A 19762-nucleotide genomic window follows, 5' to 3' on the forward strand; every position below is an offset into this window, starting at 1 on the left:
CAGTGGAGGCGCATTATAGGGACTTCTCGGCGGCTGACAAGCGCTAAATGCAAAAAAATTATCGTTTGTCTACTATTTACCCATAAGACTATCAAAGTGGCAGTTTTTCCAGCGAATCGAAGCCATAATGCTGCAATATTGGCCACAGCGTAGCGACTTTAGGTGTAATCGCTAGGCAATAAACCAGATTCTTATCTGTCGAAAGTGGTAGATTATCCAGATTAGCAATGAGCCACGCGGTTCTTCTGGCAATAGCGGCACCGGAATCGACAAGACGTGTTCCATCTGGCAATGCCGCTTTCAGATCTTCTGCTAACAACGGAAAATGCGTACAACCCAGTACAACCGTATCTGGCGGCTCCGGTAAACGCAGCCAGGGGCGAAGGATTTTTTGCAGCTCGGAAATGGAAATCGTCTCCCCCTGCAATTTCGCCTCTGCCAATTCAACCAGCTCTGACGACCCCAGCGACAAAATCTGGCAATCCGTCGCAAAACGGGCAATCAGTTCGTGCGTATAGGGGCGTTGAACCGTTGCGCGCGTGGCCAGTAGGCCAACAACGCCGTTGCGCGTCAGCTTAGCTGCCGGCTTCACCGCAGGGACGACGCCCACGACAGGGAAAGTAAAACGCTCACGTAACGCAGGAAGGGAAATCGTACTCGCCGTATTACAGGCAATCACAACCAATGCGATCTGATGACGAAGTTGAACTGCGTTAACAATCTCAACCACGCGCTCGATAATAAACTGCTGTGATTTCTCACCATAGGGAAACGCTTTGTTATCGAATGCGTATATATAGTGAAGATCCGGCAAGAGTTGCCGGATTTCATCATAAACAGACAGCCCGCCTACGCCGGAATCGAAGACCAGCACCGTAGGACGGGATGGCAGGTTAGAAGGTATAGCTTCCGGTGAGATAGTATTCTCGCCCTGCCGTGCGGTAGCCATATGCCGTCTCATAATCTTTATCAAACAGGTTGGCGATTCTACCACGAACTGTCAGATGAGAGGTGATCGGATATGAGGCAGCGAGATCCCAAAGGCTATAGCCACCTAGTTTGACGGGTTTAGGCTGGAAAGTAACAGGATCGAAATCCGAATCAGAGCGAGCACCTTGGTAAAGCCACGTCAGCGACATGTTCACATCGTTTAACATAGTTGAAAGCTCATACTTCGCTTTCTTATGGGCACGACGAGCTAAAGCCTTATCTGTCGTTTTATCTTTGGCATCCAAATATTCCAGAGTTACCTGATGCGACAACCACCATGTATCATAGGCTGCGGTAAACTCAGCCCCAGTCATTACGGCTTTGCCGATATTATCGTATGTGCCCGTTGAGAAATTAATCGCACGATAGTTAATGAGATCATTAACCTCATTCCGGTAACCGGAAAGCCGCCAGTTCACTGGACCACTTAATCCTTCTACGCCAATTTCCCACTGCTTACTTTCTTCAGGCGATAAATTGGGATTCCCCTGCGAGTATGCCGTGTCATATATCTTGTCAAATGTTGGCGCTTTAAATGCTGTACCGTAAGAACCGACAATTCGATACCCGTCAACAAACTCCCATGCAGCACCTGTTTGCCACGTACCATGTCGGCCATATTGTTGATTATCATCACCACGAACAGCGCCCTCTAACGTAACAGAACCAAACTGCTGCTGAGTGGTCAGGTATACCCCGGTATTATCGCGACTTTGAGCTCTCGTATACGCAGACATTCCTCCTGCTTCAGCACGCTCATTACGCCAATCCGCCCCAAGACTTAAGCTACCATTTCCAACATTGAAGACGTTACCCCACTGCAGGTTGCGTTGCTCAATTTGCGTAATGGTTCCGTTATATTTACCAGTCGCATCGTTAAAATTCAGATCATCATAGGTTTGGTAACTAGCAATTAATTGGCTTGAATATATACCTTCGTTAAACTTCAGACCCGCGTCATAATTTCGAGTATTCAAATAACGCTTATCATTGCCGGGAAAAGCGGAGGCCACATCGTAATCAGTGTTGTTGTCATACCCATAAGCTCGGAAAAAACCGGAAGTATTTTCAGAAAACCGTTGCTCCAGCGAACCCCAAAAAGATTTGCTGCGATAACCATCATTATCTCTGTCAATCAGCAACGGTGAGGAAGGATAAACATTATATCCATGGGTCGCTTCATAGCTTCCTGCGACACTGACAACGGTATTGTCACTCACATGACCACGTACTGAACCATCATAGTTCTGATAAGCATGGGAGCCGTAGCCAGCATTTAGCACACCTCCATCCTGAGCACGTTCAGTGATAATATTGATGACGCCACTGATGGCGTCAGAACCGTACACAGCAGAACGAGGGCCACGAATATATTCAATGCGCTGCACGAGCGACATTGGTATTTGGCTAAAATCGATACTGCCCGTCACGCCAGGAGATGCCATACGAACGCCATCAACCAGTACCAATACATGGCTCGCACTCCCGCCACGGATAAATACCGATCCAAGCTGTCCTCGGCCACCATTCTCAGCAATATCTACACCCGGTAAACGACGCATCACATCATTGAGCGACTTGGCCTGCCAGCGATCGAGATCAGCCCGCGTTACGATACTATTTGCCGCCAACACCGAAGAAACTGGCTGTGCGAAACGATTTGCGGTTACTACCATGTCATCGGCATTTTTTTCCGATGGCGAATTTTGGTTTTCCTGCGCCCAGCCAGAAAATGCCGTGACGGAAAGCGCCGTCAGCAGCGAAATTTTTTTAATCATTGTTAAAGCATCCGAGAAATAAATAAGGATGCCGCAGGTTCTGTTAATAGCACGCGATATGCAGAACCAATTGCGACGTATTCCGGCAGGTCTTCGGGCTTGGATGCCGTTGTTACCAAAAACCGTCAACAACGGTAAGGGATACAACGAAAGCGATGACTTCCCATCTATAAAAGACAGTGTCTGCATAATAATGCTATCGCCGGGGCTTTCCTTACCGCTGCGCGTCAGCTCCAGATTTACACTGGATTCCCTTTTGACTTGTGTTACAAGGCCGGATGCTCATCCTACAATTGCGAATTGTGGAAGTCTAGACTTCTATATCACCACAGGATAATAACGTAACAAAACTGGACTTCCTGACCGGATTCCCTACAATTCCCGGCCAATAACACCCTTTTAGACGCTGTTCAGACGAGAAAACCATGACGCCAGAAATCCTGCCCATCGAACAATACGACGACCAGCTTGCAGAGAAAACCGAGCGTCTGCGTGGACTGATGGCACCGTTCAATGCACCGGAACCTGTCGTCTTTCGTTCTCCCGTCAGCCACTATCGGATGCGCGCCGAGTTCCGTATCTGGCACGAGGGTGACGAGCTCTACCACATCATGTTTGACCAGCAAACCAAACAGCGCATTCGTGTCGATCGCTTTCCAGCAGCCAGTGAGTTAATCAATCGCCTGATGCCGGCGCTGCTTGCTGCAGTCCAGCCCAATCCCGTCCTGCGCCGCAAACTGTTCCAGATAGACTATCTGTCCACCCTGAGCGGCGAAGTGATCGTTTCGCTGCTGTATCACCGCGCACTGGACGAGGAGTGGCAGGAGCATGCCCGCGCGCTGCGCGATAGCCTGACGGCACAGGGCTTCCGTCTACAGTTGATTGGTCGTGCGACGAAAACCAAAATCTGCCTCGACCGCGATTATGTCGATGAATGTCTGCCGGTTGCAGGTCGGAATATGATTTACCGTCAGGTGGAAAACAGCTTCACACAGCCGAATGCGGCAATAAATATTCAGATGCTGGAGTGGGCGTTGGACGCGACGGCGGGATCGACAGGGGATTTGCTGGAGCTGTATTGCGGTAACGGCAATTTTTCACTCGCGCTGGCAAGAAATTTCGAACGCGTACTGGCAACCGAGATCGCCAAGCCATCTGTTGCGGCAGCACAATATAATATTGCGGCAAACAAGATAGAGAACGTACAGATTATCCGCATGGCAGCAGAAGAATTTACGCAAGCGATGCAGGGTGTGCGTCAATTTAACCGCTTGCAGGGCATCGATCTGACGAGCTACCAGTGCGAGACCATTTTTGTTGACCCGCCGCGCAGCGGACTGGATGACGAAACGGTGAAACTGGTGCAGGCGTATCCGCGTATTCTTTATATTTCCTGCAACCCGGAAACATTGAGCCATAACCTGCAAACACTCTCAGAAACCCACGACATTCGCCGTGTGGCGCTGTTCGATCAATTCCCTTATACCCACCATATGGAGTGTGGCGTGCTGTTGGAAAAGCGTCAGTAACCGCACATCAACTGGCGGGTCTCCCCGCCAGAATGCACCCGCTACAGCGTCTCGCTCTCTTCTGCGGATGCAGAATCCGTGGCTTTTCTGCGGCGTAGTTTCAGACCAATCCAGAAAACCAATGCCACGCACAGGATTGACGGAATAAAGTTCGATCCAATGGCGGGATATTCAACACGCACGATGGCACTGTAGACCAATAATCCCAGCAGAAAACTAGCCGCTGCCAGCAGCGGAATGCCTTCCGGCATACTGTGGTGCAAATAACGTTGATGCAGGCAATAAATGGACAATACCAGCGCAATCAGGGGAAAAATCGAGAACGGAACAATACTGCTGAACAAGGCGGCGAATGCGCCATTAACGGATAAGCCCGCAATCAACGCCAATACCAGCGTACCTTTTTCTTGGTGAGGTTTTTCTGTCATGGTTTCTCCCTTTTCATGTTGTTGGTATAGAGGATTTATGGCACGGTAAAACTACTATCGTGTTCTTTTCTGTACCAGTAATACGCCCCTTTGGCGATCATCCGCAGTTGCAGTACCAGTCGTTCTTCCAACTGCTTACGCTGTTCTAAGGAAACATCCAATGCTTCCGCTCCCGCGCTGAAAACAATGGTCACCATCGCTTCTGACTGCGCTTCCGCAAAACTACGAGGAATATGGTTTTCCACCTCAAGATAATCCGCCAGTTCCGCGATGAAATGTTGAATTTCGCGCGCGACTGCCGCACGGAAAGCCGCCGACGTCCCTGAGCGCTCACGCAGCAACAGCCGGAACGCATTAGGATTATTACCGATAAATTCCATGAAGGTGGAAACCGACGTCCTGATTACGCTACCCGTTTTGGCGATACGCTGCCGGGCCTGTCGCATTAACTGACGCAGCATCAGCCCGCTTTCGTCAACCATTGTCAGCCCCAGTTCATCCACATCACGAAAATGACGATAGAAAGATGTCGGCGCGATACCCGCTTCGCGAGCGACTTCACGCAGACTCAGGCTGGCAAAGCTGCGCTCAGCGCTTAACTGGCTAAATGCAGCTTCAATAAGGGAACGACGAGTCCGTTCTTTTTGTTGTGCTCTGACACCCATTATACTGCCCAAATGATCTACTCCCCTTTCCAGAGGGGCACTATAGCAAACTTTATTGTCCGCAGAATGAGACAAAGTTTGCCATATTAAGAATGTGAGAATCTGTTTCCATAGTAAAGGCAGGGATGATTGGGTTCTGCCGCAGTCGATGTTACAATCGCACAATGTTAAGGCCACGTTATTATTTTGTATAAAAACAGGTTTAACCTACCATGACTCTACAACATCAATACGATTATGATGCCATTGTGATTGGCTCCGGTCCCGGCGGTGAAGGCGCAGCAATGGGATTGGCCAAGCACGGTGCCAAAATTGCGGTGATTGAACGTCACTACAATGTCGGCGGTGGCTGTACCCACTGGGGTACGATTCCTTCCAAAGCCCTCCGCCATGCCGTCAGCCGTATTATCGAGTTCAATCAAAACCCCCTCTACAGTGACAACTCCCGCATTATCCGCTCCTCATTTTCCGATATTCTACGCCATGCCGACAGCGTCATTGGTCAGCAAACCCGTATGCGACAAGGATTTTATGAGCGTAATCAGTGCGAGTTGTTCTCCGGCGAGGCCAGTTTCATCGACGCCCATACGATTGCCGTTCACTACCCAGACAACACCCATGAAACGCTGACTGCCGCGAATATCATTATTGCGACGGGTTCACGTCCATATCATCCGGCAGACGTCGATTTCGGCCACCCGCGTATTTATGACAGCGACTCCATTCTGCAACTCGACCACGAGCCCCAGCACGTCATCATCTATGGCGCGGGCGTTATCGGCTGCGAATATGCCTCCATCTTTCGCGGTCTGAGCGTTAAGGTCGATTTAATCAATACCCGCGACAGGCTGCTGGCGTTTCTCGATCAGGAAATGTCGGATGCCCTGTCCTATCACTTCTGGAACAACGGCGTGGTGATTCGCCACAACGAAGAGTTCGAGAGTATTGAAGGGCTGTCTGACGGCGTTATCGTCAATCTGAAATCAGGCAAAAAGATGAAGGCGGATTGTCTGCTCTATGCCAACGGGCGCACGGGGAACACGGAAACGCTAGGGCTGGAGAATATCGGCCTGAGCACCGACAGCCGCGGCCAGCTCAAGGTCAACAGTATGTACCAGACGGCGCTGGCACATATTTATGCCATCGGTGATGTCATCGGCTATCCTAGCCTGGCATCTGCCGCTTATGACCAAGGCAGGCTCGCCGCTCAGGCGATTATCAAAGGCGATGCCAGCGCGCATCTGATCGAAGATATCCCAACCGGCATTTATACCATCCCGGAAATCAGCTCCGTGGGGAAAACCGAGCAAGAGCTCACCGCGATGAAAGTGCCTTATGAAGTCGGGCGGGCGCAGTTCAAACATCTGGCGCGAGCGCAAATTGTCGGGATGAATGTGGGAAGTTTGAAGATTCTGTTCCACCGCGAAACCAAACAGATTCTGGGTATTCACTGCTTTGGTGAGCGCGCCGCTGAGATTATCCACATCGGACAGGCCATCATGGAACAAAAAGGTGAAGGCAATACTATCGAATATTTCGTTAATACCACCTTCAACTATCCAACCATGGCAGAAGCGTACCGCGTAGCGGCGCTGAACGGGCTTAACCGCTTATTTTGACAGATTTTCCATATAGCCCTGCATATGCTCGCGGATGGTATCAGCAAGCTGCTCATAGCGTCCGCGCAGCGGTGAACCAGGGCGATACACCAGCGCGATAGTGCGCTTAGGCTCCGGTTTATAGCACGGCAAATAGCAGACGCCGTCGCGCTCGCGTTCGCGCGGGACCGATAACGATGGCAGCAGCGTAATACCACTTCCGGCTGCGACCATATTACGTAACGTCTCCAGGCTGGTTGCCCGGAAATGCGTGTCTTCATCCGCCCCCGCCTGAAAACAGAAGCCCATCGCCTGATCGCGCAGGCAATGACCGTCTTCCAGCATCAGCAGTTTCTCCCCCGCCAGATCGGACATCGCCACGCGTTCACGGTTCGCCCAAGGGTGATCCTGATAAATGGCCAGCTTCATCGGTTCGTCAAAGAGGGGAACTTCGATAAAGGCTTCGGACTCTTTCACCATCGCGAGAATGGCGCAGTCCAGTTTGCCGCTGTCCAACTGGGCCAGTAACTGGTGGGTTTGCGCTTCGTGCAGATACATTTCGAGTTTAGGAAACGTGCGATGCAGCATTGGAATAATTTGCGGCAGCAGATAAGGCCCCACTGTGGGGATCAGGCCGATATGCAGAGGCCCGGACATGGTTTCACCCTGCTGGCTCGCCATCTCTTTTAGTACCTTAACCTCGCGTAATACCGTTCGTGCCTGCTCGACCAGCAGCAGCCCCGCTTGCGTAAACAAGACCTTGCGACTGGTGCGCTCAAGCAACATCACACCGAGTTCATCTTCCAGCTTACGAATTTGTCCACTGAGTGTTGGCTGACTCACATGGCAGGAATCTGCCGCACGCCGAAAATGACGATGTTCTGCCAGCGCGACAAGATATTCCAAGTCCCGAATATTCATTATAATTCTCCTTATCATGATAGCTAACAGCGATAGATAGGATATCAATTAGCGATAATCCCTATCAACATCCAAAATGAATAATATATTCCCACCGAAGCTTATCCATTTATTTCTACAGGAATAAAACAATATTTTTACGATTTCGGTACCACCGGGGCATACCTGCCAGCCTCCAGCCACGCTATAACAAGCAGGCTAGACTCTTCAAGCGATTTGGCATCGACAGCATTTTGTGTGTGTTGGGTAACAATACCCTTGCGAACGATGTCTGGAAAGCTGACCAGCGGCAAAGTAATAAAAGAATCGGAAGAGATAAAAATAGAAAAAGAGGATTTGAATATTCAGAGGAGAGAAGTAATAAAAAAAACGGACGCCAGAGAGACATATTGACCACAACAGCAACGGTCAACCGCACCATGCGAATAAGGATCTCATCCCTGAGACCCCTCCTTTTCATGGTCGCCGTAAGTGACGTTGAAAGGTATTCCGATACCGTTATTCTTCGTCACCGCATTGCAGCCTCGTTCTTCCTGAAATCTTGCGCGTCGCCTCAGCGCGCCACATCAGGGCGGACCCCCAACGTATGACAAATCGCGTAGCTCAGCTCAGCGCGGTTCAGCGTATAGAAATGGAAATCTTTTACGCCTTCGCGGCTGAGAATTTTCACCATGTCCATCGCGATAGACGCCCCCACCATTTTGCGCGTCTCTGGATCGTTATCCAGACCGTCAAACATGGCCGTCATCCAGTTTGGCACACGAACATTGGTCATCGTGGCAAAACGTTGCAGCTGTTTGAAATTCGATACGGGCAGAATGCCCGGCACAATTTCCACATCGATGCCTGTCGCCACACAGCGGTCACGGAATCGCAGGTAGCTTTCTACGTCGAAAAAGAACTGTGTGATTGCGCGATTCGCACCAGCATCAATCTTGTGTTTGAGGTTAATCAGGTCAGCCTGCGCGCTTTTCGCTTCAGGATGCACTTCAGGATAGGCAGCAACAGAAATATCGAAATCGCCAACCTCTTTCAGCAGGGAAACCAGATCCGCTGCGTAGATGTCCGGTTTGCCACCTTCGGGAGGCAAATCGCCACGCAGCGCGACGATATGACGGATACCGCTCTGCCAGTAATCTTGTGCGATTTCACGCAGTTGTTCACGCGACGCATCGACACAGGTCAGGTGAGGCGCAGCTTCCAAGCCGGTACGTTCTTTAATCGTTTTGATAATGCTGTGAGTACGGTCACGCTCGCCGGAATTCGCTCCATAGGTCACGGAAACAAACTTGGGTTTCAGGCAGCTCAGTCGATCAATTGAGTTCCACAGGGTTTCTTCCATATCGCTGGTACGCGGCGGGAAAAATTCGAACGACACATTAATCCGTCCATGCAATTCCGCCAGACTTTGATTCAGCGCTTCCCGCTGGTTTGCGTGAAAAAAGCTCATACCTGCTACCCCGTTGACCGTGACTGTTATTATCATTCTCTACACGTCTATACGTTTAGACGTCTATATAGAAAATGACGTAATCTGCTTAAAGAGTCAACGCTTTTCAGCGCGCCGGGAGGTGATGATTACTCACGGTAAATGAAAAAATTTCATGATTTGAGGTGCGTGAAAACACGAAGGAGGGAGTATGTCGCTTGCGTATTGGCCGCCGCCCTTATGCGCGAAGGCGGCCAATAATGAAGAGGTGAGGGCGCAGCAGGTTCTACAACAGTTGCACCAAACGATTGAGATCAGACTGAAGCGCACCCGCGGTGACATCGCGCCCCGCGCCCGGCCCACGGATAACCAGCGGGTTATCCCGATACCAGCGGCTTTCAATCGCAAACACGTTATCACCCGGCAACAGCGAGGCCAGAGGGTGATCGGGGCGAACAGCTTCAACGCCAACGCGCGCTTTACCGTTGCTGTCAAAGCGTGCGACGTGACGCAGAACCAGGCCCATTTCCTGTGCCGCTTCCAGACGACGAAGCATCTGCTCGTTCAGCGAATCGCCGTTCTCGAAGAAGTAATCGACAGAGCCCTGTTCACAACCCGGCGGCACCAGCGACTCAACCCGAACCTGACTGGGTTCGATATCATAGCCCGCCTCTCGCGCCAGAATCACCAGCTTGCGCATAACGTCCTGACCGGAGAGGTCAACGCGGGGATCGGGTTCGGTCAGCCCCTGCTGGCAAGCCTGATCGACCAGATCGATGAACGGTACCGTGCCATCGAACTGCAAGAACAACCAGGAGAGCGTACCGGAGAAAATCCCACTAATCGCCAGAATACTGTCGCCGCTTTCCCGCAGATCGCGTACCGCAAAGTTGACTGGCAAACCCGCGCCCACCGTCGCGTTATACAACCAGTGGCGATCCGTTTTCGCGAACGCGTCACGGATCTGGCGATAGTTATTGCCACCAGATGCGCCTGCTAGTTTGTTGGCGCTAATGACATGAAAACCATAGCTGGCGAAATCCAGATACAGACCGGCGACCGACTCACTGGCGGTGACATCCAGCACCACCAAATCATCAAAGGGGTGCGCACGCATCCACAGGAACAGATCTTCACCATCCCGCTCCCGCGCTTCACTTTCAAAGAAAGCCAACGCACGGCTGGCATCCAGACCGTCATAGTCCAACAGGCTGCGCGTACTGTCTACCACGCCAGCCAGAACAAACTCGAAGCCGGTACGCGCAGACAGATTACTCTGCTCACGCGCAAACAGCTCCAGCCAGCGAGAACCAATATTTCCCTTGCCGAACAGCACCAGACCGATGCGTTTCTCTGCACGGAATAGCGAATGGTGCAACCCACGAATCAAATGTTCCGTCGGGCCGACACGCAGAACAGCGACCAGACTGATGCCATCATCGGCCTGACGAACAAATTCAATCGGTTGATCTTTCAACTGCTGATAGAAACGGTGGCTGTGCAGCGGGTTTTTACCCACGCCTGCACCGACCATCGCGACCATCGCCAACCCGTCACGTTGGTTGATCTCAACCGGCAGAGCAGCCTCTGCCAGCAGTTGCAACGCGCTATCCACTACTTCGGAGGTGTAGCACAGTTGCAGCAGGTTACGATCCTGATGGACACCGATCGCCAGCGGCTTCAGTTGTGCACGATTCAGAAGCTGTTCGACTTCTTTTTGCAACAGCACGAAATCATGCTCAACGGGAACCTGAACTTCAATCAGGCACACATCATCGTGGCTGGTGACAATTTTGGCGCCCGTACCCGAGGCCAGCACACGTTCAATGCGCGTCGACCCCTGTTCAGGCTGATAGCTGCAACGCAGTTGCAGATCGATATCGCTGCCGGAAACAGGCTGCAAAGTACGCGTATGCAGTACCGGCGCAGCCAGACGCGCCAGCTCGCTGGCTTCATCCAGTCGCAGCAGCGGCAGCAGGCAGGCATCTTTCACTTTACGCGGGTCGGCGCTATAAACCCCGGCGACGTCGCTCCAGATGGTTACACGCTCAACCCCCGCCAGCGCACCAATTTGCGTCGCCGAGTAGTCACTTCCGTTGCGCCCCAACAGTACCGTTTCCCCCGCGTCATTGCGGCAGATAAAGCCGGTTACCACCAAACGCTGCCCCGTGTGTTGCGTTAGATATTGCTGCAACAGCGGCCAAGAACGGCCTTCATCAACCTGCGGCTGCGCGGCGCGTTCTGCGCAGAGAAAATCGCGCGCATCAAGCCAGGCCGCATTCATATCCAGATGATTCAACACGGCGGACATCAGGCGAGCCGACCAGATTTCACCGTGCCCGACAACTTCGGCGTAGACGGCATCCGTGATCTTGCCATCCAGCAGCGTAGCCAAACGCTCCAGATCGCGAATGAACTGAGTAGTCAGGGGCTCCGCCGCCTGCGCAGGCAGAAGTCCAGCGATCAGTTCACTTTGATAGCGACGTAATGCCTGCTGAACCTGATGCGCCGATAGACGATCGCTCTGACTCAATTTCAACCAGCTAATCAACAGGTTGGTGGTACTGCCTGCGGCAGACACCACCATCAAATCACCGGGGTGGCTATACTCCGCCATAATACCGGCGACGCGCAGGTAACATTTCACATCGGCCAGACTGCTACCGCCAAACTTATGCAGTTGTCGGCCCGTTACCGATGGCGCTACTCCTAATGCACTCATTCTTACCTCTTGGCTGCGGCTTGAAACGCACGATCAAGATCGGCAACCAGATCATCGCCGTCTTCAATGCCAGTGGAAATACGCAGTAATGTTTCAGAGATACCCGCCGCGGCACGCGCTTCTGGCGCCATACCTGCGTGTGTCATCGTTGCCGCATGAGAGATGAGACTCTCGACCCCGCCCAACGATTCCGCCAGCGTAAACAGTTCCAGCGATGCCAGAAAACGCCGCAGGGTGTCTTCATCCCCATCCAGCTCAAAACTTAGCATAGCGCCAAAGCCAGATTGTTGACGGCGGGCAATATCATGGCCGGGATTGTTTGGCAGTGAAGGATGGTATAGCGCCTTCACCAGCGGCTGCGTCTGTAAAAATGCAACGATTTGTTGCGCGTTACGCTGCGCGGCCGCCATACGCGGCGCCAGCGTACGCAAACCGCGTAGCAGCAGATAGCTGTCGAACGCCGCGCCCGTGACGCCAATGTTGTTCGCCCACCAGGCCAGTTCAGTGATGGTATCGGCATCTCTGGCAATTACCGCACCCGCGACCACATCAGAATGACCGTTCAGGTACTTGGTGCACGAATGCACCACCAGATCGGCACCCAACTCCAGCGGCTTCTGCAATGCCGGGCTCAGGAAGGTGTTGTCCACCACGCTGACCGCGCCCGCTTCCCGCACAGCATGACAAATCGCGGTAATATCCACGACGCGCAGCAGCGGATTGCTCGGACTTTCCACCAGCACCAACTTCGGCTTCTCTGCCAGCACAGCGTTGAGCGCCTCGGTATCACTTTGATCGACAAATTTGACGCGAAACGCGCCGCGTTTGCTCAGGCTGTCAAACAGGCGATAACTGCCGCCGTAGCAATCATGCGGTGCCACCAGCAGATCGCCGGGACGCAGGAATACCGTGCAAACCAACATAATCGCCGACATTCCGCTGCTCGTCATTACCGCACCCGCGCCGCCTTCAAGTTCGGCAAGCGCACGCTGCACAACATCACGCGTGGGGTTACCGCGACGCGAATAGTCGTGTGCGCGTGGCTGGTTGAATCCGGTAAAGTTATACGTGCTGGAAAGGTGAATGGGGGGGACGACGCAGCCATACTGTTCATCATCATTTAACCCACTGCGGACTGCGATCGTTGCCTGTTTACGCGTCATCGGCTCATTTCCTGGCTGGAGGCTGAAAAGATAGGAATTTAAGAGTAAACGCAGTTTCAATAGACGTCAACACATCTAGACATCTAAACCTCTTTGCGTATAGATTGAGCACAGGCAGAATAACCGTTAGAATCGTGGCATTTCATGACAGATGCTGTCTTCATTAGATTAATTTTTAAGGTATCCCATGGCTGAGTGGAACGGCGAGTATGTCAGCCCTTACGCTGAACACGGTAAAAAAAGCGAGCAAGTCAAGAAGATAACAGTATCTATCCCTCTGAAAGTATTAAAGATACTGACTGACGAACGCACGCGTCGTCAGGTGAACAACCTGCGCCATGCCACCAACAGCGAACTGCTGTGCGAGGCGTTTCTGCACGCGTTCACGGGCCAACCGTTACCGAATGACGAAGACCTGCGCAAAGAACGCAGCGATGAAATCCCTGAAGCGGCAAAAATCATCATGCGTGAAATGGGTATCGACCCAGATACGTGGGAATACTGATTGTCGAGTTTCTCGTGAACCCCGCCTTTCCCGGCGGGGTTTTGCTATGCAGCTGACGCCCGCTCAGCCTACCGCGCCTCATTAACCCAACCGCCCTCTCTTCTCAGGTATTGCCTCTTCCGTTCACGTTGTGAATCGGGATTGCATTTAATCTGTTATGTTATAACATATCATATTTGACGCATAATGGTGATATGCTCGCATCATGACAACATCTCTCTCCGCCAGACCCGTACTGCTACAGCTACACCATGTTTCCGTTGCCGACGCTAATGGGGCACCGAGACTCCGTGATATTTCTCTGTCCATGCAGGCGGGCGAGCGTCTGGCGCTGATTGGGCCCAACGGTAGCGGCAAATCCACGCTATTACGCGTGTTAACCAGCGAAATCGGTACGACGACAGGGTACATCCATCTGAACGGTCAGTCGCTAAATACACTCAGCCGCCATGAGCGAGCAAAGCGCATCGCGATTCTGGCGCAGAACGATACGCCGGATCTACGTCTGCGGGTCGCGGAATACGTTGCTTTGGGGCGAATTCCACACCACGGATTCAGCACGCCTGCACACGATCGCCTGTTTATCGAAGAAGCGCTGGACGATACCGGATTATTACCGCTACGCCACCGCCTGCTGGGAACACTCTCCGGCGGGGAACGCCAGCGCGCCGCGCTGGCACGTGCTTTTGCGCAAACGCCGCAACTCCTGCTGCTGGATGAACCGACCAACCATCTCGATCCGTTGGCACGTGCGCAACTGCTGTCTCTGGTACGGAAGCGCGGTATTTCAACGCTCGCAGTGCTGCACGACCTACCACTTATCACCCCTTTTGCCGATCGCGTCGCCGTTTTGCAACAGGGAACGCTACTCCGCTGGGGTACGCCTGCACACGCGCTGAGCGCCGACTGTGTGAAGTCCGTATTTGGGATGGAGAGTTTTACGGTACCGCACCCGATAAACGGCTCGCCCATTCGCATCTTTGAAGCCCCTGAACTGCACTAAGGAATCATGATGAAAATAACACTTCTGTCTGGACTGCTGGCCTTGACATCCTGCTGGGCACACGCCTCTGGTTTTCCAGTCACCGTCGACAGCTGTGGGCAACCGCTAACCTTCACTCAGCCGCCACAGCGTGCCGTTATTCATGACCTGAACATGACGGAGATGGCGTTTGCGCTTGGGCTGCAAAAAAATATCGTCGGGGTGACCGGAATCACCGGCTGGTATAAAGCACCCCCTGACTTTATCAAGCAGCAGGGCACGATCCCTGAACTGGCAGCAAAATACCCGACGCTGGAAAATCTGCTGGCCGTACACCCGGATTTCTTCTTTGCAGGGTGGAACTACGGCATGAAGATCGGTGGCGACGTCACCCCGCAATCGTTGAAGAAATACGGCATTCAAACGCTGGTGCTCAGCGAAAGCTGTGTGTTCACCGAACAACAGCAGCAGCGTCCGCAAGCTAGCATGGCGTTGCTCTACGGCGACATGCTGAAACTGGGGAAAATCTTCGGTAAGCAGGAACAGGCTCAGAAGCAGATTGACGACTGGAAACAGCATATTGCCGCCCTGCAAACCCGTATTGGCGATCGGCCAAAGCAGACGGTTTTCCTGTATGACTCTGGCGACGATAAACCCTTTACCAGCGGGAAATTCGCCATGCCCACTGCTATCATTGAGGCCGCAGGCGGCAAAAACGTGATGGACGACATGCCAACGAGCTGGGCCTCAACATCGTGGGAAAGCGTAGCGGCACGCGAACCTGATTTGATTATTTTGCTGGATTACCAGACGGGTAACGGCGCAGATGCGTTAAGACGTTTTCTGGAAACGCACCCGCTGATGAAGTTTACCCCGGCCGTACAACAGCATCGCTACCTGAAGCTGCAATATGCGGAACTCACGCCGGGGCCGGCGAATATTGTGGCCGTCGATAAACTGGTGCACGCACTCTACCCGGATGCCTTTCAGTGAACCCAACATCTTCACGTTATGCCGTCACCCTCGTTATCGCATTACTGATATTGGTTGGACTGATGCTGTTAAATATTGCGACAGGCAGCACGACGATTCCCCTCACGCAGGTCGCCAGTGTCTTAGGGCTGTCATCGGCGGATGTCTCGCCGATGACATCACGCATCATTCTGGAACTGCGCATTCCTCGCAGTCTGCTGGCGGCGCTGTGCGGCACGGGGTTAGCGATGGTCGGTGCCTTTTTGCAAACGGCAACCCGTAACGATCTGGCTGACCCTTTTCTGTTCGGCCTGTCTGCCGGGGCCTCGGCAGGGGCAGTCGCCGTCATCACCCGTTTTGGCGAGCAGCTCGGTGACTGGGCTCTGCCGATGGCGGCCTTCTGTGGTGGTATCTTATCGGCCGTCGCTGTGACAGTGCTGTTCCTGCTGCAACAGGCGCGGGGCGCAGAACGTCTGATCATTTGCGGATTGGCGATCTCATTTCTGTTCGGCGCCTTGACGAACTATCTGGTGTTTTCCGGCGATCAGCGGGCCGCCAGCTCAATTCTTTTCTGGTCGCTGGGGGGGCTAGGCCTTGCCCGTTGGGACACGCTACCTTTTGCGGTGTTCAGCGTTCTGCTGCTATTCGGCCTCACAGCCCTACGCTGGCGTGCGCTCGATGCGCTGCTGGCTGGCGGACAAACTGCGGCCTCAATGGGGATTAATCTGTCTCGCGTACGCGTGGAAATTTTCATCTGCTGCGCTTTCGCCACCTCACTACTGGTTGCGCTGACCGGCGTGATCGGTTTTATCGGCCTGATGGTTCCCCATCTGGCTCGGCCGCTGAGCGGGGTGCTACACAAGAGGCTTCTGCCAATGACAGCTGTACTGGGTGCGATACTGCTGTGCGGCGGCGATTGGCTCAGCCGACAACTGCTGGCACCACAAGAATTGCCCATCGGGATTATTACGGCGGGGCTAGGCGGCGTCTTCGTTCTCGGGATGCTGGTAAAACGTCAGCAGGGTCGATGACACACCAGAAACAACAAAGGCACCTGTCGGTGCCTTTGTCGAAAGTTACTGTGCCAATGAGGCCAGTAAAACTTATTTTTTAGTGCCTGGTACGGAGAAACGCTTGTTAAAGCGGTCAACACGGCCACCAGTTGCAACATCACGTTGTTTACCGGTGTAGAACGGGTGGCATTCGCCACAAACGTCCAGGTTCAGGTCACGACCCACAGTAGAATGGGTTTTGATCACGTTACCGCAAGAGCAAGTTACAGTAACTGCAGAATAATTCGGGTGAATACCTTTTTTCATGGGGAAACCTCAGTTAAGGCCGTGTCGCTATCCAGCCCTGTTCCGCCAGACACCACACGAAAGTTGTATAAGTAAGTTCATTATGCGAACGGCGCAATGATTTCCGCGAACGACCCATCATTGGTGCGAACAGCATAGTGGCGGCGGATCATACAGAATCTGATACCCCGATGCAATCGCATCCACACATTATCCCTCGCAGCATGTACACTAGCGCCTTGCGTTATTTTCACTCTGCTCGGCGCGTGATACAAACCACACGGTTGTGTCGTGACTCGCCGCGCTAATCCACGTCGATTATCACGGAGAAGTTATGTCTGTCGCTCAGGTCGCTTTGCCCGTGCCGTTGGCACGTACATTCGATTATTTGCTGCCCGCTGGAGGCATCGCTCCGCAGGTCGGCGCGCGCGTCAGCGTCTCCTTTGGTCACCGTAAAGCCATCGGTATTATTACCGCGCTGAGCGACACCAGCGAGCTTCCACTTGAGCAATTAAAACCTGTGCATGACGTGCTGGACGAACAGCCGCTGTTCCCGCCCAGCCTGTGGCGCATTCTGCTGTGGGCAGTCGAGTACTATCACTACCCGATTGGCGAAGTGCTGTTCCACGCGCTGCCGATCCTACTGCGTCAGGGGAAACCCGCACACCGTGCCCCGCTCTGGCAATGGTTTGCCACCGAGCAGGGTCGGGCGACGCCGCTCAGCACGCTCAAACGCGCCGTGAAGCAGCAACAGGCGTTGGCAGCTTTACTTCAGTCGCCAATTTATCGCCATCAGGTAAGCGAAATCGGGCTGACGGGAACGGCGTTGCAGGCGCTGCGCAGCAAAGGGCTGTGCGAATTACAGGCCGCAGAGCAGATGCTTCACGACTGGCGTCAAAGCTTTAGCCTGGCAACCGACCGACTGCGTCTGAATACCGAACAGGCTACTGCCGTCGGCGCTATTCGCAGCGAAGATAACCACTTCGCCGCCTGGTTGCTCGCGGGCATTACCGGTTCGGGCAAAACCGAAGTCTACCTCAGCGTGCTGGAAAACGTACTGGCGCAGGGCAAACAAGCGTTGGTGTTAGTGCCGGAAATTGCTCTGACGCCGCAAACCATCGCCCGCTTCCGTGAACGCTTTAACGCTCCGGTGGATGTCCTGCATTCTGCACTCAATGACAGCGAACGCCTCGCCGTCTGGCTACGCGCCCGCAGCGGTGAAGCCGCCATCGTCATCGGGACGCGATCGGCGTTATTTACCCCCTTTTCCTGTTTGGGATTGATCGTGATCGATGAAGAACACGACAGCTCCTACAAACAGCAGGAAGGCTGGCGCTATCACGCCCGCGATTTGGCGGTCTTTCGCGCCAGAGAAGAAGACATTCCCATCGTTATGGGGACGGCGACGCCCGCGTTGGAAACGCTGTATAACGTCCAGACCGGCAAGTATCGACGCTTGAATCTGACCAAAAGAGCAGGCAATGCCGCGCTGGCCAAACAGTACGTTATCGATCTGAAAGGGCTGCCGTTGACGTCAGGGTTATCTCAGCCGCTGATTACCCGCATTCGCCGCCATCTGGCAAACGATAATCAGGTCATTTTGTTCCTCAATCGGCGCGGGTTCGCCCCCGTGGTGATGTGCCACGAGTGCGGCTGGATTGCCGAGTGTCAGCGCTGCGATCACTACTATACCTACCATCAGCATCAGAAGATGTTGCGCTGCCACCACTGCGACAGCCAGCGCCCGGTGCCACAACAGTGTCCCAGTTGCGGTTCGACGAATATGGTGCCGGTTGGTCTGGGCACCGAGCAGTTGGAGCAAAGCCTTGCCCCACTATTTCCCGATGTTCCGATCACCCGCATAGACCGCGATACCACCAGCCGTAAAGGTGCGCTTGAACAGCAGCTCTCGCAGGTCAGGCAAGGCGGCGCACGCCTTCTCATCGGCACACAGATGTTGGCGAAAGGCCATCACTTCCCAGACGTTACGCTGGTTGCTCTGCTGGACGTGGACGGTTCGCTGTTCTCGGCCGACTTCCGTGCCGCAGAACGTTTTGCACAACTCTATACTCAGGTAGCTGGCCGCGCGGGACGTGCAGGCAAAGCGGGCGAAGTGGCGCTGCAAACGCACCACCCGGAACATCCGCTATTACAAACGTTGCTGCAACAGGGCTACGATGCCTTTGCCAGCCAGGCGCTTACCGAACGGAAAAGCGTCTTTCTGCCGCCGTTTACCAGCCATATCCTCTTCCGCGCTGACGATCACGATAATCAGCAGGCCACTTTATTCCTCCAGCAGTTGCGTAATTTACTGGAAGCGAGCCCGCTGCGGGACGACTCACTCTGGCTGCTAGGCCCAGTCCCTGCTTTACAGCCCAAACGCGCGGGGCGCTTCCGCTGGCAGCTCCTGCTACAGCACCCTTCCCGAGCGCTATTACAAAAACTGGTCAGAACCTCAATGGCGCTGATCGGCACGCTACCGCAGGCACGTAAAGTGAAATGGATGCTGGATGTCGATCCCACGGACGGTTAGCCTTTCCTGTTAGATCATGTCGGTTTCTTGCCACGCTTTTTTTGCGAGCAGCGTCGAGAACACGATATTCATCACACTTTCCATGCAAATTAAGCAACAAAACCTGCGTTCAATCTGTTATCACTGTCTGCGCAGGCAGTATGCTGAGGCTGGTCGTGTACTGACGTACCGTGCCATTTAAGTCGGCATACCGCGCCCCGTCATCATAGAAGCGTCAGCAGGCAGGAGCGTTCTGCTGGCAGTCAGCGC

General features: G+C 53.4%; 16 protein-coding genes and 1 riboswitch. Of the genes, 7 read left to right on the plus strand and 9 right to left on the minus strand.

The genetic code is table 11. The features are described from left to right. Positions 1-91 precede the first annotated feature (91 nt). On the minus strand, positions 92-949 hold the full coding sequence (gene murI, locus ACKQAD_RS08825; RefSeq protein WP_409159819.1) for a glutamate racemase: 858 nt from the start codon (positions 947-949) through the stop codon (positions 92-94). Continuing rightward, positions 894-2768 carry a TonB-dependent vitamin B12 receptor BtuB gene (gene btuB, locus ACKQAD_RS08830; RefSeq protein ID WP_409159820.1) on the minus strand — a complete coding sequence of 625 codons (1875 nt, stop codon included), beginning with the start codon at positions 2766-2768 and terminating at the stop codon, positions 894-896. Before btuB ends, murI begins: the two co-directional genes overlap by 56 nt. 67 nt (positions 2769-2835) lie before the next feature. Further along, positions 2836-3063: riboswitch (cobalamin riboswitch) on the minus strand. 130 nt (positions 3064-3193) lie between these two features. On the opposite strand from btuB, the gene trmA reads away from it, so the two are divergent. Then, complete coding sequence (gene trmA / locus ACKQAD_RS08835; protein ID WP_409159821.1) at positions 3194-4297, plus strand: tRNA (uridine(54)-C5)-methyltransferase TrmA; 1104 nt, start codon at positions 3194-3196, stop codon at positions 4295-4297. A 41-nt stretch (positions 4298-4338) separates the two neighbouring features. On the opposite strand, the gene ACKQAD_RS08840 is transcribed toward trmA, so the two are convergent. Both ACKQAD_RS08840 and fabR read right to left on the minus strand, forming a co-directional pair. Then, positions 4339-4725, minus strand: a complete 387-nt coding sequence (locus ACKQAD_RS08840; RefSeq protein ID WP_409159822.1) for a YijD family membrane protein — start codon at positions 4723-4725, stop codon at positions 4339-4341. Between the two features lie 35 nt (positions 4726-4760). Then, on the minus strand, positions 4761-5390 hold the full coding sequence (fabR, locus tag ACKQAD_RS08845; RefSeq protein WP_010308157.1) for an HTH-type transcriptional repressor FabR: 630 nt from the start codon (positions 5388-5390) through the stop codon (positions 4761-4763). 212 nt (positions 5391-5602) lie between these two features. Between fabR and sthA the strand changes: the two genes are divergently transcribed. Further along, positions 5603-7009 (plus strand): Si-specific NAD(P)(+) transhydrogenase, encoded by a 1407-nt coding sequence (sthA, locus tag ACKQAD_RS08850; RefSeq protein ID WP_409159823.1) that lies wholly within the window; start codon positions 5603-5605, stop codon positions 7007-7009. On the opposite strand, the gene oxyR is transcribed toward sthA, so the two are convergent. From oxyR to metB, 4 genes are all read right to left on the minus strand, one after another. Next, a complete protein-coding gene (gene oxyR / locus ACKQAD_RS08855) occupies positions 7001-7909 on the minus strand; it encodes a DNA-binding transcriptional regulator OxyR (RefSeq protein WP_010281486.1) in 909 nt (302 codons plus the stop codon). The two genes, sthA and oxyR, sit on opposite strands and share 9 nt — an antisense overlap. Before the next feature lie 553 nt (positions 7910-8462). Then, on the minus strand, positions 8463-9359 hold the full coding sequence (metF, locus tag ACKQAD_RS08860) for a methylenetetrahydrofolate reductase (RefSeq protein ID WP_409159824.1): 897 nt from the start codon (positions 9357-9359) through the stop codon (positions 8463-8465). A gap of 265 nt (positions 9360-9624) precedes the next feature. Beyond that, a complete protein-coding gene (locus ACKQAD_RS08865) occupies positions 9625-12060 on the minus strand; it encodes a bifunctional aspartate kinase/homoserine dehydrogenase II (RefSeq protein ID WP_409159825.1) in 2436 nt (811 codons plus the stop codon). Positions 12061-12062: 2 nt separating this feature from the next. Further along, positions 12063-13223 carry a cystathionine gamma-synthase gene (gene metB / locus ACKQAD_RS08870; protein WP_409159827.1) on the minus strand — a complete coding sequence of 387 codons (1161 nt, stop codon included), beginning with the start codon at positions 13221-13223 and terminating at the stop codon, positions 12063-12065. Positions 13224-13410: 187 nt separating this feature from the next. On the opposite strand from metB, the gene metJ reads away from it, so the two are divergent. The 4 genes from metJ to ACKQAD_RS08890 all read left to right on the plus strand — a co-directional run bounded on the left by metJ (position 13411) and on the right by ACKQAD_RS08890 (position 16713). Next, positions 13411-13728: a met regulon transcriptional regulator MetJ gene (metJ, locus tag ACKQAD_RS08875; protein WP_005973355.1), complete on the plus strand. Its 318-nt coding sequence runs from the start codon at positions 13411-13413 to the stop codon at positions 13726-13728. A gap of 205 nt (positions 13729-13933) precedes the next feature. Then, the gene (locus ACKQAD_RS08880) at positions 13934-14731 is read left to right on the plus strand and encodes an ABC transporter ATP-binding protein (RefSeq protein WP_409159828.1); all 798 of its coding nucleotides are present in this window, start codon (positions 13934-13936) and stop codon (positions 14729-14731) included. Positions 14732-14740: 9 nt separating this feature from the next. Further along, positions 14741-15703: an ABC transporter substrate-binding protein gene (locus tag ACKQAD_RS08885; RefSeq protein WP_409159913.1), complete on the plus strand. Its 963-nt coding sequence runs from the start codon at positions 14741-14743 to the stop codon at positions 15701-15703. After that, positions 15700-16713: a FecCD family ABC transporter permease gene (locus ACKQAD_RS08890; RefSeq protein WP_409159829.1), complete on the plus strand. Its 1014-nt coding sequence runs from the start codon at positions 15700-15702 to the stop codon at positions 16711-16713. The genes ACKQAD_RS08885 and ACKQAD_RS08890 overlap by 4 nt, the downstream gene beginning before the upstream one ends. 72 nt (positions 16714-16785) lie before the next feature. On the opposite strand, the gene rpmE is transcribed toward ACKQAD_RS08890, so the two are convergent. Then, positions 16786-17001, minus strand: coding sequence for a 50S ribosomal protein L31 (rpmE, locus tag ACKQAD_RS08895; protein ID WP_012772907.1), 216 nt, complete (start codon positions 16999-17001; stop codon positions 16786-16788). A gap of 313 nt (positions 17002-17314) precedes the next feature. Between rpmE and priA the strand changes: the two genes are divergently transcribed. Continuing rightward, entirely contained in the window at positions 17315-19513 is a 2199-nt protein-coding gene (gene priA, locus ACKQAD_RS08900; RefSeq protein WP_409159830.1) for a primosomal protein N', read from the plus strand. The last annotated feature ends 249 nt before the right edge of the window (positions 19514-19762 follow it).

Source organism: Pectobacterium artocarpous, from assembly GCF_046159765.1.
In the GTDB taxonomy this organism is placed as follows: Bacteria; Pseudomonadota; Gammaproteobacteria; order Enterobacterales; family Enterobacteriaceae; genus Pectobacterium.

Coding starts and splice junctions, on each gene's coding strand:
- metJ (WP_005973355.1), top strand. CDS start 13,411: ATGGCTGAGTGGAACGGCGAGTATGTCAGCCCTTACGCTGAACACGGT.
- btuB (WP_409159820.1), bottom strand. CDS start 2,768: ATGATTAAAAAAATTTCGCTGCTGACGGCGCTTTCCGTCACGGCATTT.
- sthA (WP_409159823.1), top strand. CDS start 5,603: ATGACTCTACAACATCAATACGATTATGATGCCATTGTGATTGGCTCC.
- metB (WP_409159827.1), bottom strand. CDS start 13,223: ATGACGCGTAAACAGGCAACGATCGCAGTCCGCAGTGGGTTAAATGAT.
- ACKQAD_RS08865 (WP_409159825.1), bottom strand. CDS start 12,060: ATGAGTGCATTAGGAGTAGCGCCATCGGTAACGGGCCGACAACTGCAT.
- trmA (WP_409159821.1), top strand. CDS start 3,194: ATGACGCCAGAAATCCTGCCCATCGAACAATACGACGACCAGCTTGCA.
- ACKQAD_RS08885 (WP_409159913.1), top strand. CDS start 14,741: ATGAAAATAACACTTCTGTCTGGACTGCTGGCCTTGACATCCTGCTGG.
- fabR (WP_010308157.1), bottom strand. CDS start 5,390: ATGGGTGTCAGAGCACAACAAAAAGAACGGACTCGTCGTTCCCTTATT.
- metF (WP_409159824.1), bottom strand. CDS start 9,359: ATGAGCTTTTTTCACGCAAACCAGCGGGAAGCGCTGAATCAAAGTCTG.
- ACKQAD_RS08880 (WP_409159828.1), top strand. CDS start 13,934: ATGACAACATCTCTCTCCGCCAGACCCGTACTGCTACAGCTACACCAT.
- priA (WP_409159830.1), top strand. CDS start 17,315: ATGTCTGTCGCTCAGGTCGCTTTGCCCGTGCCGTTGGCACGTACATTC.
- ACKQAD_RS08840 (WP_409159822.1), bottom strand. CDS start 4,725: ATGACAGAAAAACCTCACCAAGAAAAAGGTACGCTGGTATTGGCGTTG.
- rpmE (WP_012772907.1), bottom strand. CDS start 17,001: ATGAAAAAAGGTATTCACCCGAATTATTCTGCAGTTACTGTAACTTGC.
- murI (WP_409159819.1), bottom strand. CDS start 949: ATGGCTACCGCACGGCAGGGCGAGAATACTATCTCACCGGAAGCTATA.
- oxyR (WP_010281486.1), bottom strand. CDS start 7,909: ATGAATATTCGGGACTTGGAATATCTTGTCGCGCTGGCAGAACATCGT.